This is a genomic window from Vibrio sp. Vb2960, from assembly GCF_033337665.1.
GTDB classification, from domain to species: Bacteria; Pseudomonadota; Gammaproteobacteria; order Enterobacterales; family Vibrionaceae; genus Vibrio; species Vibrio alginolyticus.
The window spans coordinates 85,833-112,326 of sequence record NZ_JAWORD010000006.1 but is presented as its reverse complement, the minus strand read 5'-3'; the positions used below and the strand labels follow the sequence as shown (position 1 = coordinate 112,326).

The following is a 26,494-nucleotide window of genomic DNA, read 5'->3' as shown; positions in this document are numbered from 1 at the left end:
ATCCTACTCTTTAAGAACCAACGGCAAACCAGCAGCAACCAAGGTAACGCGATGGCAAACACTGGCTAGTTTTTGATTCATCCGTCCTGCATTATCCACAAAATAACGACTAACCGCCCCCAAAGGTACAATGCCCATTCCAACCTCGTTAGAGACGAATATTAACGTCGCATCTGAGCCACGCACCACCTGTATAAGCTTTTCAATTTCTGCTTCTAGCTTCTCATTGGAACATTCATCACCTAACTCAAATATCCAATTGTTGAGCCACAAGGTTAAACAATCGACCAATACAACATCGGTGGTAGAGAAATTTGTCAGTAACTCAGATAAATGAAGGGGGCATTCATGCTCTTGCCACTCGCCCCCGCGTTGCTTTTGATGATGCGCTATTCGCTCTCGCATTTCTTGGTCAAATGGCAGCGCGGTTGCAACATAGTGTAATGATCGATGAGAAGCGATCGATAATTGCTTAGCTGTTTTTTCTGCCAAATGCGACTTCCCAGAGCGCGCGCCACCGAGTATCAATTGCTTCATGAGGAGTGATACAACCCAATCATAGTGAGATAAATAAGCAGTTCCGACAACTGTTGCGCTGCGCCAAGGCAATCCCCCGTAAAGCCGCCAATTCTCTTGGTTAACCAACGTTTGAACATCAAACGAAATACCACGAGAACAAGCGATATCAAGATCGCATCCGCGATACCAAGCACAAGCAATGTTACGCCACCAGTAAACAACAAAATGGAGACTTCTAGAGAAGACTGGCGACTTGCTAGCGGTTTACTTTTCGACGTATCACTGTCACTAACATAAGGCATGTCATAAATAAGCGTCGCAGCTAGTGCTCGGCTTACGGTGTAAGCGACGACAATGACCAACCAAAAGTGCGGCAAGTTAGCCAATTCACTCCAAAAAACATACTTAGCCAATAACGCCATAATGAGAGTGGCGGCACCATAAGTGCCAATACGACTGTCTTTCATAATAGAGAGGCGTCGCTCTACGGTCATGCCACCGCCAATGCCATCCGCCATATCGGTCAAGCCGTCTTCGTGAAAAGCCCCAGTTAACAATAAGCTAAACACCATCGTTAATACTATGGCAACCGACTCTGGGAAAAGAATTGAGGTGAGCGAGAATACCAAAGCGCAAAGCGCTCCAAGCACGAGACCAACTAACGCGAAGTAACGGCCTGCCTGATTCATGCGTTCTTCACTGTAAGGCAACGCTTGGGGCACGGGTAAGCGGCTAAAAAAACTGGTAGCTAATAGAAATAACTCCCACTGGTATCTTAACGATGACGGCGTGACTTTCTCAGAATTATCAGGGACTGACACTAAACTGTAACTCCTGCACTCTCGAAGCTCGCCATTTTGTTGTAAAACTGGGCGGCAGCTTTTAACAACGGTAAGGCAAGAGCGGCTCCTGTTCCCTCCCCTAGCCGTAAACCAAGGTCGAGCAGAGGTTCTGCTTTAAGATGTTCCAATACAAATTTATGTCCATTTTCTTCAGAGCGATGGGCAAACAACATGTATTCACGCGTTTCTTCGTCTAACAACGTCGCAATATAAGCCGCTACCGATACGATAAACCCATCCACTAAAACTGGAGTTTTAAGCCGCTTGGCTTCTAAAAAAGCGCCCACCATTTGTACGATTTCAAAGCCCCCAACCTGTGCGAGAATCGCTTTGGTATCAAGACCTCGACATCGGTTTACCCCCTGTGCTACCAGTTTATATTTGCGGCTCAACTGCTGTTGATTGATTCCGGTGCCAACGCCAACACAATAATCAATATCTAATGAGCTCAGCGCCGATAACAGTGCTGAGGCCGAACTGGTATTACCGATGCCCATCTCGCCGAACATCAAGAGGTTTGAACCATGCAAAATGGTATGCTCAGCAATCTTCGCACCATATTCTAAACCTAACGCCACTTGTTCTGGGGACATCGCTGATTGTTTAGAAAAATTAGCCGTACCGTTACCCAACCGTTGTTCAACCAAGTTGGGATGGGATTTAAATTCTGGAACCAGCACATCGATAGGAGCCAACATGCCGCAATCTATTACTTTGAGTTGAATGCCATTAATGTCGCAAAAACAGTTGATGGCTGCGCCGCCAGCGAGAAAGTTAGCCACCATTTGCTGAGTGACTTCGCTTGGCGCAATGCTCACGCCCTCCTCTGCAACGCCGTGATCTCCAGCAAATACCAGCATGCTTGGTTTGCAGATAGCGATGGAATCAACTGGCTGAGGTTTATTCTGACTTTGAATAAGAGCTAACTGCAGTGCCACCTTTTCCAATAAGCCTAAAGAACCGACGGGTTTGGTTTTGTTATCTATGCGTGCTTGTATCTCCGCAGCAAAAGAGTCATCCATTTTTTACGTTCCTTTGATGTTGTCTGGGTGAGAGGTGTTCTGTTGTTCAAGAGGTCTTGTTCAGCGACAGTTTTTGCGCGCCCACTATTGTATACACTTGCATCCAATTGGGGCAGCGCTAATCAAGTTTATCTCAGGATAGTCTGCCGAGTTCGCAGAGCGTCTCACCTTTCTTGCACGAGATTATAAGTAACTCGTTGAAATCCGCTACAATAGCTTAGACTATGTTCCCATATAGGAGAAAAGATATGGATAACAACACCTGCGCAATCATCGCCGGTGCAACTGGCTTAGTAGGCTCAAAAGTCATTGCAAACCTCATAAATCAATCAGGTGTTGGAACATTATATTATCTTTCTCGCCGCCCACTCGATGGCGTCCTGGATGTGGACAACAAGCTTATTCCTCTCATTGATGCAGACCTTTCTATCCACCAATGGGATGAGAACCAACCAACACCAACCATCGGCTTTATCTGTTTAGGTACGACCCTTAAGCAAGCTGGTAGTAAGGATAATTTGCGTAGAGTAGATGTTGATCTGGTGTGTAAAGTCGCCCAACAGATGAAAACAATCGGAGTCAAACGCCTTGCGGTTGTTTCTAGCCTCGGTGCAAATAGTAAATCGCCATCCCATTACTTAGCTTGTAAAGGACAAATGGAGCAACGAATCGAAGCTATGGATTTTGAGGAAATCGTATTTGTTCGCCCAGGCCCGCTTGTTGGTCAACGTCAAAACCCAAGAATGGACGAGAAGTTAGTACAAACTCTGTTTAAGGTAATTCGCCCACTTATGCTTGGCAAACTGTCCAACTTTTTACCGATTCGAGCAGAAGATGTCGCCAAAGCGATGATTTATCAACTTTTCAGTTATCAAGAAGACTCGGTGGTTTACTTACAAAGGAAAGAAATGCGTGACTTACTGCATCACTACGAATAACCATTTTGTACAATTAACGTGCTAATTCACGCTCTCACGCGACTAAGATCTCGTTTTTATATTCATTTTAGATCTAGCTAATACCCGTTTGTCATTTTTAAAGTTATATCACGAGCGTTATCTTACGCTCCATAAATAAATCCGTATAAAACCCCGTATAAAAAACAACCGCCACTTCGGTTGGTTGATAAGGTCAAATTATGAATTTTGCAGTGATAGCCTCTCTAGCCGTCTTTGTTGGAATATTGTTCTTTCTATTTAATCAACAACAAAAGAAACACACTCTTTCACGTCTCGTTTTGATCGGTCTTGTTACCGGTTCTCTTTTTGGTCTTGCTTTGCAACTCATTCACGGTGAAGGTAACAGCGCAATTGCTCAAACACTTGAATGGGTAGGCATTGTAGGCAGTGGCTACGTTGGTCTACTGAAAATGGTCATCATGCCACTAGTATTGGTATCGATGATCTCTGCAGTTGTTAAGTTGGAGAAAGGTGGATCTTTAGGTAAAATTTCTGGCCTGACCATCTCTGTTCTTCTAGTAACGACTGCAATTGCTGCACTTATCGGTATTTTGGTGACAACGACATTTGGCCTGTCAGCAGAAGGGTTAACTGAAGGTGCGCGTGAAACCGCTCGTATCGCCGTTTTAGAAAGCCGTGCCGGTACAGTAAGTGACTTAACTATTCCTCAAATGCTAGTTAGCTTCATTCCAACCAACCCATTTGCTGATCTAACAGGTGCTCGCTCGACATCAATTATCGCTGTTGTGATTTTCGGCGTGTTAACTGGTATCGCCGCTCGTAAAGTGATGATGGAAAAAGCAGAGTTGGAATCACCGATTCGTACTTTCGTAGAAGCAGCTCAATCTATCGTTATGCGACTAGTGAAGATGATCATGGCCCTAACGCCATACGGCATCGCAGCACTGATGGCAAAAGTGGTAGCGACATCAAGCGCAGGCGACATCCTAAACCTACTTGGCTTTATTGTGGCGTCTTATGTTGCTATCGCACTGATGTTTGTTGTTCATGGCGTATTAGTCTCTTTTGTCGGCGTTAGCCCTGCGGAATACTTTAAGAAAATCTGGCCTGTACTGACCTTCGCGTTTACATCTCGTAGCTCAGCAGCAACAATTCCACTAAACGTAGAAGCGCAAATCACGAAGCTTAACGTACCACCAGCGATTGCAAACCTATCAGCATCGTTTGGTGCCACTATCGGCCAAAACGGCTGTGCGGGTATCTATCCTGCAATGCTTGCAGTGATGGTAGCTCCGACAATGGGCATCAACCCACTTGATCTACACTTTATCCTGTCATTGATTGCGATTATCACCATCAGCTCATTTGGTATTGCAGGTGTCGGCGGCGGTGCGACGTTTGCAGCCTTGATTGTTCTTCCTGCAATGGGCTTACCTGTGACCATCGCGGCACTGCTTATCTCTATTGAACCACTGATTGACATGGCACGTACCGCACTAAACGTTTCAGGCTCAATGACTGCGGGTACAATTGCTAGCCGAGTGCTGAAGTCACCAGAAAGTGAAGCAACATTGGAAGAAACACGAGCATAGAACTCAAATTCCTTCCAAAGCGATAAAACGTAAAATATCAAGCCGATGGTTCGCCATCGGCTTTTTTCATTTTCAAAAATTCAACTTGCATCTTTCGTTGCTAGTCAAGGCGTTGAATGGTCTAATACTGTCATCGGTTTTGTAAACGGTAAGCAGAATGCACCAAGATAATCAGCCCACTTTTTTCTTCTTTGATTATGAGACATGGGGAACCAACCCCGCGAAAGATCGCCCAAGCCAGTTTGCTGGTGTTCGTACAGATGAAAACTTTAATATCATCGGCGAGCCTTTAGTCATGTACTGCCAGCCACCTGCTGATTATCTTCCGTCTCCTGAAGCTGCACTTATTACTGGTATTACTCCGCAAAAAACGGTTCAAGAAGGCCTTTCTGAGCCAGAGTTTATCGCTAAGATTCACGCTGAACTCGCGAAACCCAATACTACCAGTTTAGGCTACAACAGCATTCGCTTTGATGACGAAGTGACCCGTTATACTTGTTATCGCAACTTTATCGATCCATACGCATGGAGTTGGCAAAACGGTAACTCACGTTGGGATTTACTCGATGTACTACGCGCGTGCCATGCCCTTCGCCCAGAAGGCGTAGAATGGCCAGAAAACGAAGATGGCTTCACTAGCTTTAAATTAGAACACTTGTCTGTGGCTAACGGCATAGAACATAGTAACGCGCACGATGCCATGGCAGATGTGGTTGCGACTATCGAAATGGCAAAGAAAGTAAAATCAGCGCAACCAAAATTGTTTGATTACTTTTTTTCTATGCGCCAAAAGCGCAAGCTCAATGATTTAGTCGACATCGTCAACATGACACCGTTGATGCACGTTTCAGGCATGCTAGGGCGCGAATGCCAGTACACTAGCTGGATTGTGCCTGTTGCTTGGCATCCAACCAATAATAACGCCGTTATCACCATCGATTTAGCGAAAGACCCTCAACCTATTCTTGAGCTATCCGCAGAAGAGCTGCACGAAAGACTCTACACGAAGCGCGAAGATCTTGGTGAATTGCTACCAGTGCCAGTTAAACTAGTTCATTTGAACAAATGCCCTATTCTCGCCCCTGCAAAAACGTTAACGGCTGAAAATGCAGAGTCTATTGGCATTGATCGCCAACAATGTCTCGCCAATCTCGCTTTGTTGCGCCAACATCCTGAAATTAGAGAAAAGCTGATTAGCCTCTTTTCAGTCGAGCGCAAATTCGATAAAAGTGATGACGTCGATACACAACTTTACGACGGGTTCTTTTCTCCAGCCGATCGCGCAGCTATGGATATCATTCGCGAAACCGATCCGAATAATCTTGCTGCATTAGACATTGAATTTGATGACAAGCGCATTAAACCTCTATTGTTCCGCTATCGTGCGCGTAACTTCCCAGGCACATTAGACGAGCAAGAACAAAGACGCTGGGCACTACACTGTCGAGAAGTGTTTGAAAGCCAAATTGAAGAGTACATGCTGAATTTAGAAAACTTAGTTCACGAACATGAAAGTGACGAAAAGAAGATTGCGATATTAAAATCCGTGTACCGTTATGTAGAGAGCTTAGCTTCCTAACTCCTCCTAATACAAGCGCACCTTATGGTGTGCTTGTTGTTTATATACTGTCAAAATGATTAAAGAACGATTCTTACAACTGATCCAACTGCTCATTTCAATCTTCCTCATCATGGGAGCACTTGGCATCGGAATTACCATTCAAAAGTTCACTGGCGTTTCCGTTCCAGGAAGTGTCATCGGTATGCTCGTACTGTTTTTCTCCATGACTCTTGGGCTTGTAAAAGTCGACTGGGTCAAACCGGGCGCCACGCTATTTATACGCTATATGATCTTATTGTTCGTTCCTATCAGCGTCGGATTAATGCAGCATTTCGATTTACTACTCGCCAATGCGCTCCCTATCATCGCTAGCGCGGTTGGCGGTTCACTCATTGTACTGGTCAGCCTCGCTTGGCTGCTGGATTACTTGCTACAGGAGAAACACTGATATGTGGTTAGTTGTTACCATTGCGGTTTTTCTTATCGCTCGCCAAATCGCAATCAAAGTGAACAATCCTCTAGCAAACCCTTTGCTGTTCAGTATCGCAGTGCTCATTCCTTTGCTTACTTACTTAAATGTGCCATTTGAAACGTATTATGCGGATAACGAAGGAATTAGCTTTTTGCTTCAACCTGCTGTAGTTGCTCTGGCTTATCCACTATATGAACAACTACCACAAATTAAAGCAAACTGGCGAATCATCACTTTCGCTTGCACAGTAGGCAGTGTGATGTCGATGATGACAACCACCTTGATCGCAGTCGCTTTCAAAGCGGATATCAGTTTAATCGCGAGTCTAGTGGGTAAATCCGTCACGACACCAATAGCGATGGAAATATCGAGTCACCTCGGTGGTGAAGCCGCCGTTGCAGCGATCTTGGTTCTGATTGTCGGTTTATTGGGCGCAATTTTGGCATACCCAATTTACAATTTGATTGGAATTAAACACCCGATTGCACGTGGTCTGACAATGGGTACAGTCTCTCATGCCTTAGGCACCGCTACTTGTGCAGAGAAACAGCCCATAGATGCCGCGTTCTCATCACTCGCATTGGTTTTATGTGGGATCATAACTTCTATTTTGGCTCCAAGCTTTTTTGCTTTGGCTGTCTGGCTATATCAATAGTTAAGCGCTCTCGGTCTGCCCTCCTTCCGGCAGGCCGTAGCCTTTCCGCTTCTTCCTTACCCTTTTCAAAACCCTATCTTATCTATCAACCTCACCCAGTAATATCGTGAAGGGACTTGATCGAGATATACATTCATAGCATTAGCATTCTAGGTGCTACCACTCGCTCTAGATTACGTAGGTATAAAGTAGCATAGCGGTAAAAGTCGCGTTAGTAACATACTCCTGCTCCTTGGTCATATGAATATATACTGATATGGTTAATTGTGAGACGGAGATAACGCTTCACACCTGTGCAATCGAATACATGTGTGAGCTCACTCTAATTATGTAACAGAATTATCAATTGCATTATTTATCGTGATCTAACGCACGGAACATTTCTATCTTTCACATAGAATAACTGTCCATGCAATAACAAGGATTCAACATGAAAAGTCGCATTGAACAGGCGCTAGCAGGCGCTCCAGAAGCACTTTCCAAACAACTTGCTCCTATCATCCAAGCTGATGATTTTGATGCTACGCTTTCAGTTCAACAATTTGAGCAGTTGCTTTCAGCTACCGGTCTATCAGACAAAGAGCTTCGTGTTGCGCTACTTCCTTTTGCCGCAGCGTACTCCTATGCTCCCCTTTCTGACTTTTATGTCGGCGCTATCGTTCGTGGTCTTTCAGGTCGCCTTTACTTCGGTGCCAACATGGAATTCTTTGGTGTACAGTTGGGCCAAACGGTTCACGCAGAGCAGTCTGCGATTAGCCATGCTTGGATGAAAGGCGAACGTGGTGTTAAGGATATCACTATCAACTTCAGCCCATGTGGTCACTGCCGCCAGTTCATGAATGAGTTATCTACCGCAAACGAGCTTAAAATCCAGCTCCCAGAACGTGAAGAAAAGTCACTTCATGAATACCTGCCTGAAGCCTTTGGACCAAACGATCTCGGTATCGAGTCCGGCTTAATGGCAGAAGTTAAACACCAATTCTCATGTGATGATGAAGACGCACTCATCCAAAGTGCAGTTGAAGCGATGAACATGAGCCACTCTCCATACACCAACAACTTGAGTGGTTTAGCATTAGAGATGACTAGCGGCCGTGTATTCCAAGGCGCTTATGCAGAAAATGCAGCGTTTAATCCTAGCTTGCCACCGCTACAAGTTGCGCTAATCCAAGTTTTACTTGCGGGTGAAACCTTTGACAGCATCAAAGCCGCTGCATTGGTAGAAAACTCTGAAGGTAAGATCAGTCACTTAGCCGATACGCAATCAACGTTGGAAGCGTTGAATCCAGATATTCCGCTTAGTTTTGTCAACGTATAAACGACAAATTCAACAAAAAGCTCTACAACATGTAGAGCTTTTTTATTACCTAAAAACCAAAAGCAAACGTTTGCTTTGTCATAAAACTTCAGTATGATCTCCTGCAATTTCTGTCTCATCACTCTATTTTGTAAGGGAACACTATGTTTGGCACTGCAACTAGCGCAAATGCTACCCGTGTATTACTTTTAGGCTCTGGCGAACTCGGTAAAGAAGTCGCCATTGAATGCCAGAGACTTGGTTTAGAAGTGATTGCTTGTGATCGCTATGCCAATGCTCCAGCGATGCAAGTCGCTCACCGTAGTTATGTTATCGACATGTTAGATGGGAACGCCTTAGAAGAAGTTATTACGAAGGAACAACCTACTTACGTCGTACCAGAAATTGAAGCCATCGCAACCGGCAAACTGGTAGAGCTTGAAGAAAAAGGACTGAATGTTGTTCCAACCGCTAAGGCAACCAGGCTAACAATGAATCGTGAAGGTATCCGACGTTTGGCAGCAGAAGAACTGGAATTGACGACTTCACCTTATCGTTTTGCAGATAACTTTGAAGACTTCAAAGCCGCGGTTGAACATGTGGGTATTCCGTGCGTGGTGAAGCCAGTGATGAGCTCTTCCGGTAAAGGGCAAAGTGTTATCAAGACTGAAGACGACGTTACAAAAGCATGGGATTACGCTCAGGAAGGCGGACGTACGGGTGCAGGTCGCGTTATCGTGGAAGGTTTTATCGACTTCGATTACGAAATCACTTTATTGACCATCAGAGCCGTTGACGGTGTGCATTTCTGTGCTCCAATTGGTCATCGTCAGGAAGATGGCGACTACCGCGAATCATGGCAACCGCAAGCTATGTCAGAAAAAGCAGTAAAAGCAGCTGAATACACGGCTGAGAAAGTGGTAAACGCGCTCGGTGGCTACGGCATCTTTGGTGTAGAGCTGTTTGTCAAAGGCGATAAAGTCATTTTCAATGAGGTCTCTCCTCGCCCTCACGATACGGGTATGGTTACAATGATTTCGCAGGAAATGTCTGAGTTTGCTCTCCACGTGCGCGCGTTTACCGGAATGCCAATTAATAATATTGTGCAATATGGCCCATCTGCGTCTGCTGTTATTCTTGGACAAGGGACTTCCACAAACATTCGCTTTGAAAACCTAAGCAAAGCTTTAGCTCAACCTCAAACACAAGTTCGTCTATTCGGTAAGCCAGAAATCGATGGTCGCCGCCGTTTAGGTGTTGTCCTTACGCGACGAAAAACCACCGAAGAAGCCGTTCAAGATGCTGTTGAAAGTGCTTCAAAAGTGAATATCATTTATTAAATACGAACCACTCATACAAAAATAGCGCAGCTCAAATTGCTGCGCTATTTCGTGTTCCAAACCGAAGAGAGCCTATTCACTCTCGATTAAGTACACTTCTTCAGAGAAGCGACTTAAGCCTTTTTTCGCAATTTTAGGATGATTCTCGTCAGCTTCATCTACGTTCAAACAAGTAACTTTGTAACCTGAAAATAACTGCTCAATCTCTTCGACCGGCACGCTAAATGGAGGCCCCGCCATCTCTTCTTGAGGATAGTTGAGTGTAACAAGCAAAATACGACCGCCTGGGTTCAAAAGTTGCTTGAGACGCTCTACATACTCCTCTCGCATATCTTGCGGTAAAGCAACCAACGCGGCGCGATCATAAATGATATCGGCTTGAGATACTGGTGCAGTGAAAAAGTCCCCAGTATAAATAGAGAGCTCATCAAATTGATAAAGCTCGTGCATGCCATTAAGAGGCGTTACCGTTGGCGTGTAAAAATGTTCAGCAAAAAAGGCACGCACAGCAATATGGCTTAGCTCAACGCCTTCAACCGAATCATGCTTCATCGCTAGCCAAATCAAGTCTTCTGACTTTCCACATAAAGGAACTAACACTTTATCTTCACGCTTTGGATTAGTGTGTTTCCAATATACTGGTAATAGCGGGTTTACATCTTCCAAGTGAAATCCGATTTGATTGCTGGCCCATTTGTTATGCCAAAATTCTTGGTCTCTCATTTTACTTTCTACTTGTCGGCTGTTTTCATTTTGAGAGGTAAGACTAACGTTTTTTTTCAATTTGTCTATGCCGTTCATCTTTGGTTAATACTGCGGTGATAGGATGTAATCGGTCTCATAGGAGACGCGCCTTTATCTGATAATCAGAATAAAGAAAAGAGAAATGGTGATCTAACGCACGATTCTACTTCAAGATAAAACTGAAACCTTGGAATCTTTCGTAATGGCCCCATTTATAAGTTAGTACCTGATTTGCCGAACTTAGCGACCTTTATGTTCCCTATTTTCTAAGTACAAGCAAGTTAAGGAGAGTGAATGAGCTTATTTCTTCGTACTACAGCATTGATGCTTTTGGTACTTAGCCGTGCACCGGCATTTGCCGCACTTCCAATTACCCCTGCGCCTAGTGGCGAACAAAATCGTTCAACCAGCCAAAACGAAGTTTGTTCGAAACTTTTTAAACACAGCCTTAGCGGTTTATATGGCATTCAGTCAATCGACACCACACCAACTCAGCCATATTCTGACTTCGACATTCTTTACAGCAAAGCTCACCAAGCACAATTTGAACTTGAAACTATCTGTAAGAGTACCGCACTTCTTAATGACGCTCAGCCATACTTCGCAGGCGTGAAATCCAAACAACGAGCAGAAGAAAAGATAGCTTTAGAGTTAGATGGGAAAGTTGAACGTATTACTGACCTAGCACGTGCAACGATTGTAGCTGAAGACGTCGCGAGCTTAGTCTCCATTTATGAAACGTTAGAGCGTGAAACAACGATTGTGAAAGTAAAAAATCGATTCAAAAAACCTGGCCCTTCAGGATATAGAGACTTGAACTTGCTCGTTCGTTTACCAAAAACAAACCTAGTAGCCGAAGTTCAACTGCACTTGAAAGCAATCGCAGATGTAAAAAGCGGTCCCGAACACGACCTATACGAAAAAATCCAGAAACTAGAACGTCAAGCGATGTTGGAAAAACGTGAGCTAAGCGAAATAGAGCTTGCCTCTATTCGCAACATGCGTACACAGTCTAAGAACTTGTACCAACAAGCATGGCAACCATACTTAACAACGCATCTAGAAGCGGCGTAACCGATATCATTAAGCGTCTCTCATAAACAGAAAAACCACCGCATTGCGGTGGTTTTCATTTGTATGCACACGAATTTTACGCAAAAAAAGACCACGCCTTAGCGTGATCCATTTATTCGGCTTACTGTACTTTCTTCAGGTTTTCTACACGAGCTTTTAACTTCTGACCCGGGCGAAAAGTCACTACACGTCGAGCAGTAATTGGAATATCTTCACCAGTTTTCGGGTTACGACCAGGTCGTTCATTCTTGTCACGAAGATCAAAGTTACCAAAACCTGACAGTTTTACCTGTTCGCCACTTTCCAGTGCCTTACGAATCTCTTCAAAGAACACTTCCACCGTTTCCTTGGCGTCCCGCTTACTAAATCCTAATTTATCAAACAGGTTTTCTGCCAGTTCGGCTTTTGTGAGCGCCATAAAACTTTCCTCAAAGCTATGTTAAACAATGCTACGTTAGTGTAGCGCCAGAGCAGTTTTACCCTACCAATTCAACAACATATCGGGGTTACATCAGGAAGTGTATGACAAGCTTATGATTTTCGCCAACTTTTTTCTTGGCGAACAAAAGGAATAGCACTACGTAAATTATTGTTAAACGCCAGAAATTTGATATTTTTGTTTTTGTTTCATCTTTATCAGGAAAAACATCCAGATTATAAAACTAAAAGTAGTTTAAATATCAACATTAAAAACTATTTAATAAAAATATCAGATATTGGTTATTTAACAGACACTTGACATAGAACTTGTCGTAAATTCAGTGATTTGTATGTAACTCGATACGTAACAATTAGATTAAAAGGTATGACCACCTGTACTTTGCAACTGTGCTTTGAAAGCTTGATTAAACCCACGCTTCTCGCTGTTTAACGATGACGCCATATATAAAGATTGATAATGTGGAAGTTCGTGTATTTCCTCATTGGCTTCTTACACTGCTTCTAGGCGACCATGATTAATCAAATCATAAATATTCTTTTCCCTGTTTTTGCTCTTGTCGGAGTTGGCTATTTGGTCGGTCGTTACATCAAGCCTGACTTTCGCCCAATAAACCGCATTAATATTGAGGTGTTTACGCCAGCACTGGTATTTTCGTCACTCGTTAGCATGCCGCTCGATTCAAATCAGGGGCCGCTTCTTTTGGCGGCAATTGTTGCGGTTTTAATTCCCGCACTACTCATGATCCCGGTATGTCGATGGACGTCACTCTCGTTTAAAACCTGGGCGCCACCACATATGTTTCGGAATAGCGGAAATCTAGCTATTCCTTTGTTTACCTATACGTTTGGAGAAATTGCGCTGTCGTCAGCAGTGCTTTTATTTGTCGTGTCAGCATGCTTGCATATCAGCTTAGGCGTAATGCTGCTTAGTCATGGCAACCCTTTTAAGCAAATAGTCAAGATGCCAATCTTTTTAGCAGCGTCGTTGGCTCTGTTTCTCAACGTGTCAAATGTGGGTGCATGGGCGCCTTTATACGAAGCCACTGCTCTACTTGGGCAAGCGGCCGTACCCGTGATGCTTTTATCTCTGGGGGCACAAATGTGTCATTTACGGTTGGACGGTTTAAAGATTGGTGTGTTGTGTACCGTGCAGTCACTGGCAACTGGTGCTGTCGCTTTTGCACTTATTTATTGGTTAATTCCCCTTCCAACGATGCAATTGCAAATGATGGTGCTCTTCACAATGCTGCCGCCAGCCGTCATGAATTACCTATTTGCGGAAAGACTGAATATAGAACCCATGAAGGTGGCGTCAATGGTACTATTTGGCAACTTTTTCAGCATTCTTACGCTGCCTCTTCTGCTTAGCTATACCCTCTCACTCGCTGCCTAACCGCCAATAAGCTATCGTTAGCGTGTATTAGCTGAAAAACAATACGTTCCTAATCTCGGGTAAGGGCCATCCCTAGTTTGGTCTAGTATTTTAAAATAATGAGGGGTGGTGCGAGCAGTAAGGAACTTGAACAACGATAAGGTAATCCTAAAAATAAAAAAACCCTGCCAAACTGGCAGGGTTTTCATTTCTTAAGAAGATACGTTACGCGAGATTAGTCACGTAGAGACGCACCAAACTTCTCAGAAACGTGAGCAACGATAGCGTCAACCGCACCAGCGATATCTGCATCTTCAAGCGTACGCTCAAGTGACTGTAGAGTCAGAGCGATTGCTAGGCTCTTCTTACCTTCTTCAACGCCTTTACCTACGTAAACGTCGAACAGTTTTGCATCTTTAAGGAACTCGCCACCTTGCTCTAGACAAGCGTTAACAATGTCACCAGATGCAACAGCTTCATCCACTACTACCGCGATATCACGACGGTTTGAAGGGAATTTAGAAAGTGCTACCGCTTCTGGGATCACTTTGCTGTTAATTGCAGACCATTCGATTTCGAATACGATAGTACGACCATTTAGACCGAACTTACGCTCAAGCTCAGGGTGAACGGTACCGATCACGCCCACTTCTTTGCCATCTACGATGATTGCCGCAGATTGACCTGGGTGAAGTGCTGGGTTAGCTTTTTTGCTTTCAGGTGACAGTGCAGCGAAAGAGTACGCTTTTTCGTTCGCAGATAGCTCTAGAATCGCTTCTAGATCGCCTTTAAGGTCGAAGAAATCAACCGTGTTAGTTTCGATATCCCAATGTTCTTCACCGCGAGTACCAGCGATAACACCCGCTAGCATAGGCTCTTGGCGCATGCCGTTTTCTGCAGATTCACATGGGATGAAACGTAGGCCGTATTCGAATAGACGAACGCGTGGCTGTTGACGCTTCTGGTTGTGAACAACCGTGTTCAGCAGACCTTGGATAAGACCAAGACGCATTGCTGACATGTCTGCAGAAATTGGGTTTGGAAGTACTAGAGGCTCAACACCAGGTACAACTAGCTTTTGCTGCTCAGGCTCAACGAAGCTGTATGTGATTGCTTCGTGGTAACCACGGTCAACAAGAAGATCACGAACGCGTTTCAGTGGAAGATCCGCTTCAACGTGGTTGTGCATCTTAAGTGCTGCTGCTGGGTGTTGGTTAGGAATGTTGTCATAACCGTAGATACGGCCAACTTCTTCAATCAGGTCTTGCTCGATAGCGATATCGAAACGCCATGTTGGCGCTACTGCCATCCAACCTTCTTCTGAAGCTTCAACAGTCAAACCTAGACGCTCTAGGATTTCTACTACGTCGCTATCTGCAATGTGGTGACCTAGCAGGTTGTCTAGCTTAGTACGACGTAGAGCAACTTTGTTTGGCTTAGGTAAGTCTGCTTCAGACTCTACTGCAACAACAGGTGCTACTTCACCGCCACAAATTTCAACAAGAAGCTGTGTTGCACGCTCCATTGCGCTTACTTGAAGTGCGTAATCTACACCACGCTCGAAACGCATTGAAGAGTCAGTGTGCAGACCGTAGCTGCGTGCGCGACCACGGATGTGGTCAGGTGCAAAGAATGCACACTCTAGTAGAACGTCTTTAGTCTCAGTTGTTACACCAGACTCTTCACCACCAAAGATACCTGCGATTGCAAGTGCTTTGTTGTGATCAGCAACAACTAGTGTATCTGCGTTTAGCTCTGCTTCGCTGCCGTCAAGAAGTGTTAGCTTCTCACCTTGCTCAGCCATACGAACTACGATGCCACCTTCGATCTTCGCTAGATCGAATGCGTGCATTGGTTGGCCTTGCTCTAGAAGAACGTAGTTAGTGATGTCTACTACAGGGTCGATAGAGCGAATACCACAACGACGCAGTTTCTCTTGCATCCATAGTGGCGTTTCAGCTTGAACGTTTACGTTCTTAACTACACGACCTAGGTAACGAGGACACGCAGCTGGCGCTTTCACTTCGATAGACACTTTATCGTCGATTGAAGGGGCAACTGCTTCTACTGATGGCTCAGTCACGTCAGCGCGGTTAAGTACGCCAACTTCACGAGCTAGACCACGAATGCTGAAACAGTCTGCGCGGTTTGCTGTTAGGTCTACGTCTACTGTTACGTCGTCTAGACCTAGGAATTCACGGAAATCAGTACCGATTACTGCGTCTTCTGCTAGTTCCATGATGCCGTCTGACTCAACGTCGATACCTAGTTCGGTGAATGAACAAAGCATGCCGTGAGAAGGCTGGCCGCGTAGTTTCGCTTTTTTGATTTTGAAATCGCCTGGAAGAACAGCACCAACTGTTGCTACTGCTACTTTCAGACCTTGGCGACAGTTAGGTGCGCCACAAACAATGTCTAGAAGCTCTTCTTCACCCACGTCAACTTTAGTTACGCGCAGTTTGTCTGCATCTGGGTGTTGACCACATTCAACAACGTGACCGACTTTAACGCCAGTAAAAGAACCAGCTACAGGAAGAACGTCGTCTACCTCTAGGCCGGCCATTGTAATTTGGTGAGTTAGCTCGTCAGTAGTAACCGCAGGGTTTACCCACTCACGAAGCCATGATTCGCTGAATTTCATGTTGATGAACCCTCTGGATTACTTGAACTGTTTTAGGAAACGAAGATCGTTCTCGAAGAACGCACGTAGATCGTTCACGCCGTAACGAAGCATTGTTAGACGCTCAACACCCATACCGAATGCGAAACCAGAGTATTTTTCAGGATCGATACCTACGCTACGTAGCACGTTCGGGTGAACCATACCGCAGCCTAGTACTTCTAACCATTTACCGTTTTTGCCTTTCACGTCTACTTCAGCTGAAGGCTCAGTGAATGGGAAGTAAGATGGACGGAAACGTACTTCTACTTCTTCTTCGAAGAAGTTACATAGGAAATCGTGCAGGATGCCTTTCAGCTGAGCAAAGTTTACGTTCTCATCAACCAGCATGCCTTCCACTTGGTGGAACATTGGCGTGTGAGTTTGGTCGTAGTCGTTACGGTATACACGGCCTGGTGCGATGAAACGGAATGGTGGTTTACCATTTTCCATCGTACGGATCTGTACGCCTGACGTATGAGTACGAAGCATCAAGTCTGGGTTGAAGAAGAAAGTATCGTGGTCAGTACGCGCTGGGTGATCAGCTGCGATGTTTAGCGCATCGAAGTTGTGGAATGCATCTTCGATCTCTGGTCCAGCCTCGGTGTTAAAACCAAGTTCGCCAAAGAACTTCTCAATACGCTCTACAGTACGAGTTACTGGGTGTAAACCACCGTTTTCAATACGACGACCTGGTAGTGTTACGTCGATTGTTTCTGCTGCTAGTTTTGCTTCAAGCTCAGCACGTTGTAGTGCATCTTTACGAGCTGCGATAGCTTGCTGAACTACGCCTTTCGCTTTATTGATCTCTTGACCAGCTTCACGGCGTTCTTCTGGTGGTAGTTTGCCTAGGCTTTGAAGTTGAGCAGTTAGCTCACCTTTTTTACCCAGATACTGAACACGCACTTCATCAAGTGCGACTAGCGATTCGGCAGCTTCAATTGCAGTGCTCGCGCTAGCAATGATCTCTTCTAGATGTTGCATCGTTTCCTCATCTACCTGTAGGTAGTGTCCATAAGGGAGTGATTGGTTTTTTGATAGCTGTACATAGTAGCCAAACCGGGCACCAATGCCAAATTGAATTACGAAAAGAAGAGGTTATTGAATAAAAAGAGCACAAAAACGTCAAAAATGTCATCTTTAGTTAATCTGCCGTTTAGTTGTGCCCTTTTGTTTTAGAAATAGTATTGAATAGATAGCTCGATAAAATCGTCATCTCTAGCGAAGTAGAGCAAATCATTTGGTGTTTCATTTTTAAACAACCAAGCATCAATTTGCCACTTAACGTGATTCGATATTCGGCTCGATGCTTCTAACTTAGCATTGTAAACATCATCGTTATCTAAATCCTTCGTAATTCCCGTCAATACTTCCGTTCCGTCCTCATCATTGAGCGCCCAACGAATACCTGCAAACACATCATTTTGACCGATAGTTTGTGCGTTGTTCCCACGACTGTCATAGAGGTACTCACCAATAACCCCCACATCCCAAACCGTGTCAAATGCACCGACGAAGGTATACTCAAAGCCCGTCACAAGACCGACATGATTATCAGCACTATCTCGATAAATACTTTCCAGTTTCCATAACCAATCGCCAACGATTCCTTGCACATCCAGACCGACATGACTCATCAGAGCGTAGTAAGGCTTTAATTCTCCGTACTCTAAACGAAAGTAAGGATCCCGGTTTGTTCCATATAAATAGCTTAGGCCTACGTCCCAATCGCCAAGCATTTTCGAATATCGAAAAGCCACATCTACGTGCTTCTCTTCTCTGCTTGATTCATAGATAGCATCATCAGAGACAACGGGTTCGGTTCGCAAGCGGCCATCTGTACCCGCAAACGTTCGTTCCCTAAAGTAAGGTAACAACATTGCGTGGACGGTGCCCCAGTCTTTGAAAGAGGTAAAATGTAACATCGGCTGACCGAGTTTATCTTCACCATCGACAGCTTCAATGGCATCTGTTTGGTTTACTACATCAACTAAATGGGCTGATTCAGTCACTCCCCAAAAGACCTTACTAATCCCAACTCGAAGCTCATAATCATCCCAATAAGTCAGATAAAGTGCCTCTCGTATGTCACCATGACTTCGCTCATCGTCTAGACCATCCAGACGATAGAAAGGTGTGAAAGTAAAGTTTGCATCACCATTTTGCATCTCCCAGTAAAATTCTGGCTGCAAAACCAATGACGTTTGCGCTTTGCTCTGACCCTGAGAGCCCATTTTAAAAAACTGACGATGCTCAATATTGACTTGTCCTGCGAGCTCGACGGCAGTCAGAGGCATCGAGTAAAAAAAGGCTGCTGCACTAAGCAACAACCCAGCATTTAATCGCTTCATTTTTCCTCCACTACCTCACTCGCTTCAACACATTCTTATGAAAGTCATTGTCTTGTAATCCAGTGTTAAAACGCATTTCGCTAGTCGTTAGCTCAGTACTTTTTCCTGTTTGATGGTTTGTCATCGCCATAGTGTGCGCTCGCCAATATTGGTTGAGATATTGCTTGTAATCGGAAAAAGAAAGCGTTTTTAACAAAGAGCCTTTGCGGTCGTAAAACTCAACTTTAAGTGGACGATAATGCGCTTTATCTAACCATACCGTTTGCTTGGTATAACCTGAATTCTTATCGGTCGGAATTTGCTCTACGACGAAAACATCTTGCCCGTTTATGCTGTCATCTTTTAGGTAGTTGAAACGGTATTTTTCAATCTCAAAGGAACTGAGATCCTCATACGCGAATTCACTGCCCATAAAAGGACCTGATTTGTTACGCGAGGAAATACGTTTCACACGTTTCAGTGCAGGAAGGTAAAGCCATTGGTCATCGGCACCCACCGTATGAGAATGGTTAAGAAACGCCGTGCCTTTTACATCTCTCGGTTCATCAAATATCGTGAGCCCTTTGTCACCATCACCATCAACTTCGAGTGATTGTAAGCGCATTAAACGTGTGCTGCTTTCTCCTTGCGCGTTTCGCAGAATCATTTGCATCGTAGCAACAGAATCCCCCCACCCTTCATCACGGGCTTTGCGCTCTTGAGCAATCTCTAATCCTTTCGCTTCATCCGCTAACACCGCATGACTCATAAAAAGCGAGACAGAAAGTGCAGATACTTTTAAGGCATTTTTTAGTAAATTCATGTTCAATCCTTTAATTCGTTATGACTGAGTAACAGTCTTGGTTTGAGAGTCAGTTGATTTAAGCTTATTTCGGCGCTCCACCTCGTCGTAGACGCCTTTGTCAAACAACATCAGTAGAGTCGGTAGAAAGATGAAATCCACAACAAGGGCAATAAAGATGACAATGGCACTCAGCTGTCCCATATCGGCATTTAAACGGAAGCTCGACATCGCCAGAACAGAGAAACCAGCAACAAGCACGACCGTCGTAATCCAGAGAGCGCGCCCCACGGTACGAAAGGCGTAGCGAACCGCTTGCTCCGCACTGTGGCCATCTTTACGAGCGTGTTGATATTTAGAAAGAAAGTGAACGGCGTCATCGACAACAACACCAAGCGTTAATGTCACAACGACAGACAATCCCAAGTTAATCTCGCCAGAAACCAGCGCCCAAATACCAAAACCAATAAGCGCAGGAGCAATATTCGGGACAAGACTAATTAAGCCAAGCTTGAACGAACGCAAGGCAAAGATCAGTAATGCAGAGATTAAGACAAGAGTAATGGGCAAGGTTGACAGCATGCTGGCCATATTCGTTTCACCAATATGCGCAAACATCAATGAAGGACTAGACGCAACAACATCATATTGAGGCGCGTTTTCGTTAAACCATTGGTAAATGCGATTTTCCAAATCAACAAGCTCGACGCTGCCCAAGTTCTCCACGGTGAGAACCATCTTGATCGACGACTTATCTACATTGATTTGGTTGTTCAAATCTAAACCATACGGTAGTGACATTTCATAAAGCAGCAGATATTGAGCCGCTAATTCTCTGTCTTGAGGGAGCGAGTAATAAGCCTGATCATCTCCATGCATGTTCTTGTTTAGGCGCTTATAAACATCGCTCAAGGTCGCAACATGGTCCGTTTCTGGCTGCAACCTTAGCCAGTCAGTAAATTTACCCACGGAATTGAGAAAATTAGGATCGGCAATGCCCTGCGATTCGTTGGTTTTTATCGCGATACTGATGTTCGCCATGCCACTGATTCGCTCTTCCATAAAATCAGCCGCTCGGCGAAATTCATTGCTATGGCCAAAGTACTCGACGGATTCATCATTGACTTTGTTCAGCGGAATCAAGCTCGCACTCGCGACAATAACAAGCACCGACAACGGCAATAAAGCATGTCGCTTTGACACCACGAAATCTCCTAAATGATCCATAAAGTGCTTTCTTTCATCAGAAGTATCCGACTTCACCGTAACCGGAAGGATATTAAGCAAGGCGGGAAGTAACGTGATGGAAAGGAAACAAGCAACCATGACGCCAAGGGCTGATAGGTTGCCGAAATCTCGCAGGATTGGAGAATCCGACATATTCATCATTAAAAAGCCGATCGCGGTGGTAATGGAGGTAATCAAGATAGGCATGAAATTGAGCGCAATACTTCGCTCAATAGAGTGGGCTTTACTAAAGCCGTTTTGCATAGACTGACGCATTGTCGCGATGATGTGTACACAGTCTGCGACGGCAAGCGTCATCACCAAGGTAGGCACATTAACGGTCGCCGTGCTTAAGAACATACCAGCCCATCCTGACAAGCCCATTGTAACCATAACCGAGCCGATAATAACGATGAGCGTCGCGATGACGCTAAGCAATGAGCGCAACATGATGGTCAGAAACACCAATATCACTAGTAACATAGTAGGCACTAATGTTGCGCTATCATCTTGGGCTGCGGTCATAAACGCGTAGTTCATTGCAATAATACCAGCCTTGTGGAATTCCGTGTCTGGGTACACTTGCTGATAACGTTCAATCATTCCGTTTATGTAAGCAACCACCTCTTGTACTTCAGCAGTTTTATCTATTTCAGGGAGTTGGACCGTAATGTTTACGACCGTGACATCTCCTTTTTCAGAAATCAGTGAACTTTTCAAAACCGGCTCACTCAACGCAATACTTTTGACTTTCTCTATTCGTTGAGGTGTCAATTCATATTCGCTATACAGTAAGTCTTCGACAAGAAGATCATCTTCAAACGCTTCGGTATGCTGGTAGTTGGCGAGGGAATCAACGCGGGTGGAGTATGGAACTTGCCACGCCTCGTCAGTGATCTGCTGAATAAGAGATAATGTGCTAGGAGTAAAAACAGTGCCGCTCTTTGGCGCTATAACCAAAGCAAGACTGTCAGATTTTGCAAAGGTGGTTTGAATTTCATCAAACGCAAGTAACTGCTCATTTGTTCCATCAAAGAAGATGTCGTAATCTCCTCTAAAGTAAAGATTTTTTCCTCCAATAGTTGCTATGACAATCAATAAAACGGTAGCAAGCATCACCAATACACTGTAATTCGTTGGTAGCTTACCCCACCCTGAACGGGCGTATTGTTGAACGTTGTGATGTGGCATCACACTCTCCTTTTGTGACGTTTCGTCAAGTTTAAAAACTAAAAAAACAGCAAATGCTGTAAATAACCAGACAAACTCGACATGCAAACTTTATATCGAATGAATTTGGCTACATAAGTCAGTTTTTAGTAACTTCCTATGCTTCTCGTGATCATTGGCTGAACGCCAACCTTCGAGATTTAATGACGATTCGTCACAATAGTGCGATAAAAAAGCCAACCATAACGTCAGATTGGCCTTTCCAGTTTATTAGCGATTCACTGACTCTAAATAAGCAAGCTCTTCACTAAATAACTCCTGCTCCACTCGACGCCAGGTTTTACGGTAGTCCCATTCTGTAGATAAAGGCGACCAACCTAAACCATCAAGTAACATATTCGCGTTGTGCAGTACTGAGAATGGGTCTTGAATTCGCTGAATACATCGACTGTTCGATGCATTTTGCGCCAAAGCGTTTGAACCGAATGCAATAGACCAGTTGGCGAATACAATAGCATCAGAACCAATTGCGGGAGAAAACTTAAGATCACCACATTCCACCGCATTGTTCACCAGCGCATCAGCACCATCTATTACTTGTTCTTCCAAGTTATTCAGTTCATTCACACGTTTAGGCGAAGCCTTCTCTAGAACCCAAGGCGTCTTTGCAACAATCGCACAAGTTGATAGTACTGGCTCCATACGAGCGTAAATACGATAACCTACATGCATCGCAATGATTTTTTCTCTGGTATTGCCATTAAATTTGGCGGTACGTTCGAAAAATATTGCTTCGCTTTTCAGCGAATGAATACAAAGCGCAAGAATCACATCTTCTTTGCTGCAAAAATGATTGTAGATCGTCCCTTTAGAATAAGGGCTTGACGCTGTAAGCTTGTCCATCGTTAAGTTGGCAAAGCCTTGCTCTTGAACTAAAGACTTAGCTAATTGAATAAGCTCTATCTCACGATCAGCAATCGCCTGTTGCTTTTTTGTTAGCCCTGAAGACACACGACATCCGTCTTGCTTGCTATATTTTTTACAGCGAAAGTTAAACATAATCCTTTGATCCGTATAACAACACACTCCCAATAATTGTAACACGATTCTTTAATACAGGAACGCAACTAAAGTTGACGAATCGTCATAAATGACACTTCGTCATAATAGATCAAAAAACAAACATTTCAAGTATGAATTTATAATTAGAAGATAAATAGCTACCAATTATGCATACCCAAGTAGCTACAGGATGCTTGGTTCAACGAGAATGGTTTCTTTGTAGAGGAAGCGAGAGAGGCTTTGGGAGGAACAACGAAGGAAATCAGCATGTTAAAAATAACGAAAGTAGATGCTGAACAGGTATTATTCGAAATAAGCCCAACACACTTTAAGTCTGAATTAAGAGCAAACACCGCTGAATGCCCTACTTACAAAGTATTTGCTGTCTTAGGCTTTTTCTTTTGCAACGCCCTTTCAGAAACTCTCTTCAAAAAAGGCTCAAAATCTATATAGATAGGCTTGGCTTATCACCTGCAGCTGCGATGGCATAACGAATATCATCAATAAATCGCCCCTCTGTCTCAATAATGCCGTCAGAGAATGTGACTGGCTGATGTGGCCCAGCAAGTAGAACAATATTAGTAAAATCAGAGACATTAAAGTTCTCTGCTACAACATTTTTGGAATGAAAATCAATGACGGTCTTTGCAACTTGATCTTCCAGTAACAAAAGCTGTTCTTCAGTAATTTTCATACGCGCCAAAGCAACGCGAACACACTTATCGTGGGTAGTCGTCTGCTCTTTTATGATTTCGGTATATTTGTCGTTGAGCTTGGAGTTCTCTGCATAGCTATAATATAAAGGCCCGTGCAGCGTTATATTTTTATCTTCATCAACGTAAACGAGATCCAACAACTCTAATGCTTTTAAGTAATCAGACATGCTCTGCTCAGACAAGTCATACTTTTTCTTTAAAATAGAATAACCGTCTTTACCTCGAAGCATTCTCAATTCACGATAAAAGTCGTAAAGGTGAGGGAATTGAAAGAATACCTCATCCTGCGTACGACTAAAGTAATCCTCGTCTTCACCTTGCAATTGATTTGCGAGCTTTTGTAGTTCATCTAACGTGCAATCAACCGCTCTACAATATTCCAGCAACTTATCTAAAGCGAGATTCGTGCTTGTAAGATGTCTCTTAAAGGTAGATAGTGGCATACCCATTTTCTCAGATAGCTCTCGATATGTTAGCCCTTTTGTTTTAATCGCTTGGCGTAATGCGGCTAGCAAGTATTCGGGAGTCAGATCTCTCATCTACAATTCCTTTTGGCAATGTTACAGCTGTATAGTATTTGTAACAATTTAGAACCGCTTGGCAAGGTATAAGTTCATATTTTTATAAGAAAAACATGAATTAATATACTGAAAGGAGAATTCACACAACAAATGAAAAATTCAATATGAATTCAATTTCATTATAGGTATAAAATAATATGCAAAATAAAAGTAAAGCAATCACTCTAAATTATCGTGATTAGTTTTAATAGTAACGTAAAGTTGAGAATATAAATCCATTCGCTCTGCAAAAATCTAGAATAATTAACCTAAAAGGAACAGAACGGTAAATGCATAATAATTCACCGCTCTCTATTAGCATTTTTGCAATGCTATTCAAGTAGACTAGTCCGCTAGTTTCACTGCAGTACCAAATGCCAAAATTTCCGAAGAACCATCTACGATTGAGCTTGTGGTAAATCGAATCCCTACAATTGCATCGGCACCTTTAGATTCAGCGTCCGCCACCATGCGCTGTATAGCAATATCACGCGCGTCGGTCATCATTTCCGTGTAACCACGAATTTCGCCGCCAACAATGCTCTTGATACCCGCCATGAGGTCACGGCCAATATGTTTTGATTGAACAACATTACCAGTTACAACCCCTCTGATTTCAGAGATCTGCTTGCCAGGAATGCTTTCGGTCGTTGTGTAGATCATTTTTAATCCCTTATAAACGTAAAAATTTATACCCAAGCTACCTTATAACTAACATAAGATGCTAACCAATAAATTTTGAGGAGACTGATAAACAATACTCTAAATAGCCAAGCTAAAAGTCATTTGGGTATAAATTTTAGCAATAAAAAAGGAGAGCTAATGCTCTCCTTCTCTTAATCCTAAACTGCTAATTAAAGAGCAGCTTTCGCTTTTTCAACTAGAACTGCAAATGCAGCTTTGTCGAATACTGCGATGTCCGCAAGGATCTTACGGTCGATCTCGATAGATGCTTTCTTAAGACCGTTGATGAAACGGCTGTAAGATAGACCATTTTGACGAGATGCCGCATTGATACGTGCAATCCATAGTTGACGGAATTGACGTTTCTTAGCGCGACGGTCACGGTAAGCGTATTGACCAGCTTTAGTAACTGCTTGGAAAGCTACGCGGTAAACGCGTGAACGCGCACCGTAGTAACCTTTAGCTTGTTTTAGAACTTTCTTATGACGTGCACGAGCTTGTACACCACGTTTTACGCGAGGCATTATGCTTCTCCTAAACTAAACGATTGATAACTAAAAAGAATTAAGCGTATGGCAACATACGGATTACTGCAGCCACTTCACATTTTGGAAGGATTGCATTCGGACGTAGTTGACGCTTGTTCTTAGTAGTACGCTTAGTCAGGATGTGACGTTTTGTAGCGTGCTTGTACTTAATACCACCAGCAGTTTTCTTAAAACGCTTAGCAGCACCTTTGTTGGTTTTCATCTTAGGCATGATGAATAACTCCGCATTGAGTAGGTTTAATAAACAACGTAATTAGGGCGAACAAAACCCAGCCATATGCCTTTATATAAAGGAAAGCGGCTAGGTTTTAATTACTTGATGAGCCGTTAATTACTTCTTTTTAGGGGCTAGCACCATGATCATCTGGCGACCTTCAATCTTCTTAGGGAAAGATTCAACTACAGCAATTTCTGCAGTATCTTCCTTAAGACGATTTAGAACGTCAACACCGATGTCTTGGTGTGCCATCTCTCGGCCACGGAAGCGAATTGTTACTTTCACTTTGTTGCCTTCTTCAAGGAAACGCGTCAGGTTGCGTAGTTTTACCTGATAGTCTCCAATATCAGTTCCAGGACGGAATTTTACTTCCTTGATCTGGACCTGCTTTTGCTTCTTCTTCTGCTCTTTAGCAGTTTTGCTCTTCTCGAAGAGGAACTTACCATAGTCCATCACACGACAAACAGGTGGCTCGGCGTTAGGACTGATCTCAACGAGATCCATACCAGCTTCTTCAGCAGCTGCAATGGCTTCTTGAATCGATACAACACCAACTGATTCACCGTCAGCGCCTGTTAGTCGAACTTCACGAATACCACGAATTTCACCGTTGATACGGTGCGGGTTTTGTTTTACCGGCTGTTGGCCACGTCTTCCGCCTTTAATAG

Annotated in this window: 26 protein-coding genes; 10 read left to right on the top strand and 16 right to left on the bottom strand. The window is 43.9% G+C overall.

Annotated features, from left to right (window positions below; genetic code table 11):
• Positions 1-3: 3 nt before the first annotated feature.
• The 3 genes from cobU to cobT are packed head-to-tail and all read right to left on the bottom strand — an operon-like array spanning position 4 to position 2,383.
• Positions 4-537 carry a bifunctional adenosylcobinamide kinase/adenosylcobinamide-phosphate guanylyltransferase gene (cobU, locus tag R7O03_RS07020; RefSeq protein ID WP_137281904.1) on the bottom strand — a complete coding sequence of 178 codons (534 nt, stop codon included), beginning with the start codon at positions 535-537 and terminating at the stop codon, positions 4-6.
• Positions 534-1,340, bottom strand: coding sequence for an adenosylcobinamide-GDP ribazoletransferase (locus R7O03_RS07015; RefSeq protein WP_137281903.1), 807 nt, complete (start codon positions 1,338-1,340; stop codon positions 534-536). The genes cobU and R7O03_RS07015 overlap by 4 nt, the downstream gene beginning before the upstream one ends.
• Complete coding sequence (gene cobT, locus R7O03_RS07010; RefSeq protein ID WP_005377883.1) at positions 1,340-2,383, bottom strand: nicotinate-nucleotide--dimethylbenzimidazole phosphoribosyltransferase; 1,044 nt, start codon at positions 2,381-2,383, stop codon at positions 1,340-1,342. Before cobT ends, R7O03_RS07015 begins: the two co-directional genes overlap by 1 nt.
• 248 nt (positions 2,384-2,631) lie before the next feature.
• Between cobT and R7O03_RS07005 the strand changes: the two genes are divergently transcribed.
• The 7 genes from R7O03_RS07005 (at position 2,632) to purT (ending at position 10,220) form a co-directional block, all read left to right on the top strand.
• Positions 2,632-3,321 (top strand): NAD(P)H-binding protein, encoded by a 690-nt coding sequence (locus R7O03_RS07005; RefSeq protein WP_053350419.1) that lies wholly within the window; start codon positions 2,632-2,634, stop codon positions 3,319-3,321.
• 200 nt (positions 3,322-3,521) lie between these two features.
• Entirely contained in the window at positions 3,522-4,895 is a 1,374-nt protein-coding gene (locus R7O03_RS07000; RefSeq protein WP_005377885.1) for an L-cystine transporter, read from the top strand.
• A 157-nt stretch (positions 4,896-5,052) separates the two neighbouring features.
• Positions 5,053-6,474, top strand: coding sequence for an exodeoxyribonuclease I (sbcB, locus tag R7O03_RS06995; RefSeq protein WP_318131610.1), 1,422 nt, complete (start codon positions 5,053-5,055; stop codon positions 6,472-6,474).
• Positions 6,475-6,529: 55 nt separating this feature from the next.
• The gene (locus R7O03_RS06990; protein ID WP_005377887.1) at positions 6,530-6,904 is read left to right on the top strand and encodes a CidA/LrgA family protein; all 375 of its coding nucleotides are present in this window, start codon (positions 6,530-6,532) and stop codon (positions 6,902-6,904) included.
• Between the two features lies 1 nt (position 6,905).
• Entirely contained in the window at positions 6,906-7,583 is a 678-nt protein-coding gene (locus R7O03_RS06985) for an LrgB family protein (protein ID WP_151514709.1), read from the top strand.
• Positions 7,584-8,013: 430 nt separating this feature from the next.
• Entirely contained in the window at positions 8,014-8,901 is an 888-nt protein-coding gene (cdd, locus tag R7O03_RS06980) for a cytidine deaminase (RefSeq protein ID WP_005377892.1), read from the top strand.
• Between the two features lie 143 nt (positions 8,902-9,044).
• The gene (gene purT / locus R7O03_RS06975; protein ID WP_151514708.1) at positions 9,045-10,220 is read left to right on the top strand and encodes a formate-dependent phosphoribosylglycinamide formyltransferase; all 1,176 of its coding nucleotides are present in this window, start codon (positions 9,045-9,047) and stop codon (positions 10,218-10,220) included.
• Positions 10,221-10,292: 72 nt separating this feature from the next.
• Here purT and R7O03_RS06970 read toward each other — a convergent pair whose 3' ends face one another.
• Positions 10,293-10,943 carry a thiopurine S-methyltransferase gene (locus R7O03_RS06970; protein WP_021707633.1) on the bottom strand — a complete coding sequence of 217 codons (651 nt, stop codon included), beginning with the start codon at positions 10,941-10,943 and terminating at the stop codon, positions 10,293-10,295.
• 315 nt (positions 10,944-11,258) lie between these two features.
• On the opposite strand from R7O03_RS06970, the gene R7O03_RS06965 reads away from it, so the two are divergent.
• Positions 11,259-12,038, top strand: coding sequence for a phosphoribosylglycinamide formyltransferase (locus tag R7O03_RS06965; protein ID WP_025766820.1), 780 nt, complete (start codon positions 11,259-11,261; stop codon positions 12,036-12,038).
• A gap of 121 nt (positions 12,039-12,159) precedes the next feature.
• Here the strand turns inward: R7O03_RS06965 and ihfA are convergent, their stop codons facing one another.
• Positions 12,160-12,456 carry an integration host factor subunit alpha gene (gene ihfA / locus R7O03_RS06960; protein WP_005377899.1) on the bottom strand — a complete coding sequence of 99 codons (297 nt, stop codon included), beginning with the start codon at positions 12,454-12,456 and terminating at the stop codon, positions 12,160-12,162.
• Between the two features lie 534 nt (positions 12,457-12,990).
• Between ihfA and R7O03_RS06955 the strand changes: the two genes are divergently transcribed.
• A complete protein-coding gene (locus tag R7O03_RS06955) occupies positions 12,991-13,872 on the top strand; it encodes an AEC family transporter (protein WP_005377901.1) in 882 nt (293 codons plus the stop codon).
• 214 nt (positions 13,873-14,086) lie between these two features.
• Here the strand turns inward: R7O03_RS06955 and pheT are convergent, their stop codons facing one another.
• The 6 genes from pheT to R7O03_RS06925 all read right to left on the bottom strand — a co-directional run bounded on the left by pheT (position 14,087) and on the right by R7O03_RS06925 (position 23,098).
• Positions 14,087-16,492 carry a phenylalanine--tRNA ligase subunit beta gene (gene pheT, locus R7O03_RS06950; RefSeq protein ID WP_318131609.1) on the bottom strand — a complete coding sequence of 802 codons (2,406 nt, stop codon included), beginning with the start codon at positions 16,490-16,492 and terminating at the stop codon, positions 14,087-14,089.
• 18 nt (positions 16,493-16,510) lie between these two features.
• Positions 16,511-17,494 (bottom strand): phenylalanine--tRNA ligase subunit alpha, encoded by a 984-nt coding sequence (pheS, locus tag R7O03_RS06945; RefSeq protein ID WP_005385470.1) that lies wholly within the window; start codon positions 17,492-17,494, stop codon positions 16,511-16,513.
• Positions 17,495-17,685: 191 nt separating this feature from the next.
• Complete coding sequence (locus tag R7O03_RS06940) at positions 17,686-18,861, bottom strand: hypothetical protein (RefSeq protein ID WP_411977468.1); 1,176 nt, start codon at positions 18,859-18,861, stop codon at positions 17,686-17,688.
• Positions 18,862-18,871: 10 nt separating this feature from the next.
• Entirely contained in the window at positions 18,872-19,663 is a 792-nt protein-coding gene (locus R7O03_RS06935) for an outer membrane lipoprotein-sorting protein (RefSeq protein WP_005385474.1), read from the bottom strand.
• A gap of 18 nt (positions 19,664-19,681) precedes the next feature.
• Positions 19,682-22,060: an efflux RND transporter permease subunit gene (locus R7O03_RS06930; RefSeq protein ID WP_064353837.1), complete on the bottom strand. Its 2,379-nt coding sequence runs from the start codon at positions 22,058-22,060 to the stop codon at positions 19,682-19,684.
• 249 nt (positions 22,061-22,309) lie between these two features.
• A complete protein-coding gene (locus R7O03_RS06925) occupies positions 22,310-23,098 on the bottom strand; it encodes a TetR/AcrR family transcriptional regulator (RefSeq protein ID WP_005377913.1) in 789 nt (262 codons plus the stop codon).
• 270 nt (positions 23,099-23,368) lie between these two features.
• Between R7O03_RS06925 and R7O03_RS06920 the strand changes: the two genes are divergently transcribed.
• Complete coding sequence (locus R7O03_RS06920; protein WP_031780965.1) at positions 23,369-23,554, top strand: hypothetical protein; 186 nt, start codon at positions 23,369-23,371, stop codon at positions 23,552-23,554.
• Here R7O03_RS06920 and R7O03_RS06915 read toward each other — a convergent pair.
• The 5 genes from R7O03_RS06915 to infC all read right to left on the bottom strand — a co-directional run bounded on the left by R7O03_RS06915 (position 23,547) and on the right by infC (position 26,492).
• The gene (locus R7O03_RS06915) at positions 23,547-24,356 is read right to left on the bottom strand and encodes a helix-turn-helix domain-containing protein (protein ID WP_005385480.1); all 810 of its coding nucleotides are present in this window, start codon (positions 24,354-24,356) and stop codon (positions 23,547-23,549) included. The two genes, R7O03_RS06920 and R7O03_RS06915, sit on opposite strands and share 8 nt — an antisense overlap.
• Positions 24,357-24,722: 366 nt before the next feature.
• Positions 24,723-25,040, bottom strand: coding sequence for a heavy metal-binding domain-containing protein (locus R7O03_RS06910; RefSeq protein ID WP_005377919.1), 318 nt, complete (start codon positions 25,038-25,040; stop codon positions 24,723-24,725).
• A gap of 191 nt (positions 25,041-25,231) precedes the next feature.
• A complete protein-coding gene (rplT, locus tag R7O03_RS06905; protein WP_004727974.1) occupies positions 25,232-25,585 on the bottom strand; it encodes a 50S ribosomal protein L20 in 354 nt (117 codons plus the stop codon).
• Positions 25,586-25,625: 40 nt separating this feature from the next.
• Positions 25,626-25,820 carry a 50S ribosomal protein L35 gene (gene rpmI, locus R7O03_RS06900; RefSeq protein ID WP_005377932.1) on the bottom strand — a complete coding sequence of 65 codons (195 nt, stop codon included), beginning with the start codon at positions 25,818-25,820 and terminating at the stop codon, positions 25,626-25,628.
• Positions 25,821-25,940: 120 nt separating this feature from the next.
• Entirely contained in the window at positions 25,941-26,492 is a 552-nt protein-coding gene (infC, locus tag R7O03_RS06895) for a translation initiation factor IF-3 (RefSeq protein WP_080276913.1), read from the bottom strand.
• Between the last annotated feature and the right edge of the window lie 2 nt (positions 26,493-26,494).

Bases quoted from the DNA above. Each gene is read 5' to 3' on its own strand.
- pheT (WP_318131609.1), bottom strand. From the start codon at position 16,492: ATGAAATTCAGCGAATCATGGCTTCGTGAGTGGGTAAACCCTGCGGTT.
- R7O03_RS06915 (WP_005385480.1), bottom strand. From the start codon at position 24,356: ATGAGAGATCTGACTCCCGAATACTTGCTAGCCGCATTACGCCAAGCG.
- R7O03_RS06985 (WP_151514709.1), top strand. From the start codon at position 6,906: ATGTGGTTAGTTGTTACCATTGCGGTTTTTCTTATCGCTCGCCAAATC.
- R7O03_RS06990 (WP_005377887.1), top strand. From the start codon at position 6,530: ATGATTAAAGAACGATTCTTACAACTGATCCAACTGCTCATTTCAATC.
- cdd (WP_005377892.1), top strand. From the start codon at position 8,014: ATGAAAAGTCGCATTGAACAGGCGCTAGCAGGCGCTCCAGAAGCACTT.
- R7O03_RS06925 (WP_005377913.1), bottom strand. From the start codon at position 23,098: ATGTTTAACTTTCGCTGTAAAAAATATAGCAAGCAAGACGGATGTCGT.
- R7O03_RS06970 (WP_021707633.1), bottom strand. From the start codon at position 10,943: ATGAGAGACCAAGAATTTTGGCATAACAAATGGGCCAGCAATCAAATC.
- R7O03_RS06910 (WP_005377919.1), bottom strand. From the start codon at position 25,040: ATGATCTACACAACGACCGAAAGCATTCCTGGCAAGCAGATCTCTGAA.
- R7O03_RS07000 (WP_005377885.1), top strand. From the start codon at position 3,522: ATGAATTTTGCAGTGATAGCCTCTCTAGCCGTCTTTGTTGGAATATTG.
- ihfA (WP_005377899.1), bottom strand. From the start codon at position 12,456: ATGGCGCTCACAAAAGCCGAACTGGCAGAAAACCTGTTTGATAAATTA.
- rplT (WP_004727974.1), bottom strand. From the start codon at position 25,585: ATGCCTCGCGTAAAACGTGGTGTACAAGCTCGTGCACGTCATAAGAAA.
- R7O03_RS06965 (WP_025766820.1), top strand. From the start codon at position 11,259: ATGAGCTTATTTCTTCGTACTACAGCATTGATGCTTTTGGTACTTAGC.
- sbcB (WP_318131610.1), top strand. From the start codon at position 5,053: ATGCACCAAGATAATCAGCCCACTTTTTTCTTCTTTGATTATGAGACA.
- R7O03_RS06935 (WP_005385474.1), bottom strand. From the start codon at position 19,663: ATGAATTTACTAAAAAATGCCTTAAAAGTATCTGCACTTTCTGTCTCG.
- purT (WP_151514708.1), top strand. From the start codon at position 9,045: ATGTTTGGCACTGCAACTAGCGCAAATGCTACCCGTGTATTACTTTTA.
- R7O03_RS07005 (WP_053350419.1), top strand. From the start codon at position 2,632: ATGGATAACAACACCTGCGCAATCATCGCCGGTGCAACTGGCTTAGTA.
- R7O03_RS06930 (WP_064353837.1), bottom strand. From the start codon at position 22,060: ATGCCACATCACAACGTTCAACAATACGCCCGTTCAGGGTGGGGTAAG.
- cobT (WP_005377883.1), bottom strand. From the start codon at position 2,383: ATGGATGACTCTTTTGCTGCGGAGATACAAGCACGCATAGATAACAAA.
- R7O03_RS06940 (WP_411977468.1), bottom strand. From the start codon at position 18,861: ATGAAGCGATTAAATGCTGGGTTGTTGCTTAGTGCAGCAGCCTTTTTT.
- R7O03_RS06955 (WP_005377901.1), top strand. From the start codon at position 12,991: ATGATTAATCAAATCATAAATATTCTTTTCCCTGTTTTTGCTCTTGTC.
- rpmI (WP_005377932.1), bottom strand. From the start codon at position 25,820: ATGCCTAAGATGAAAACCAACAAAGGTGCTGCTAAGCGTTTTAAGAAA.
- pheS (WP_005385470.1), bottom strand. From the start codon at position 17,494: ATGCAACATCTAGAAGAGATCATTGCTAGCGCGAGCACTGCAATTGAA.
- R7O03_RS06920 (WP_031780965.1), top strand. From the start codon at position 23,369: ATGTTAAAAATAACGAAAGTAGATGCTGAACAGGTATTATTCGAAATA.
- cobU (WP_137281904.1), bottom strand. From the start codon at position 537: ATGAAGCAATTGATACTCGGTGGCGCGCGCTCTGGGAAGTCGCATTTG.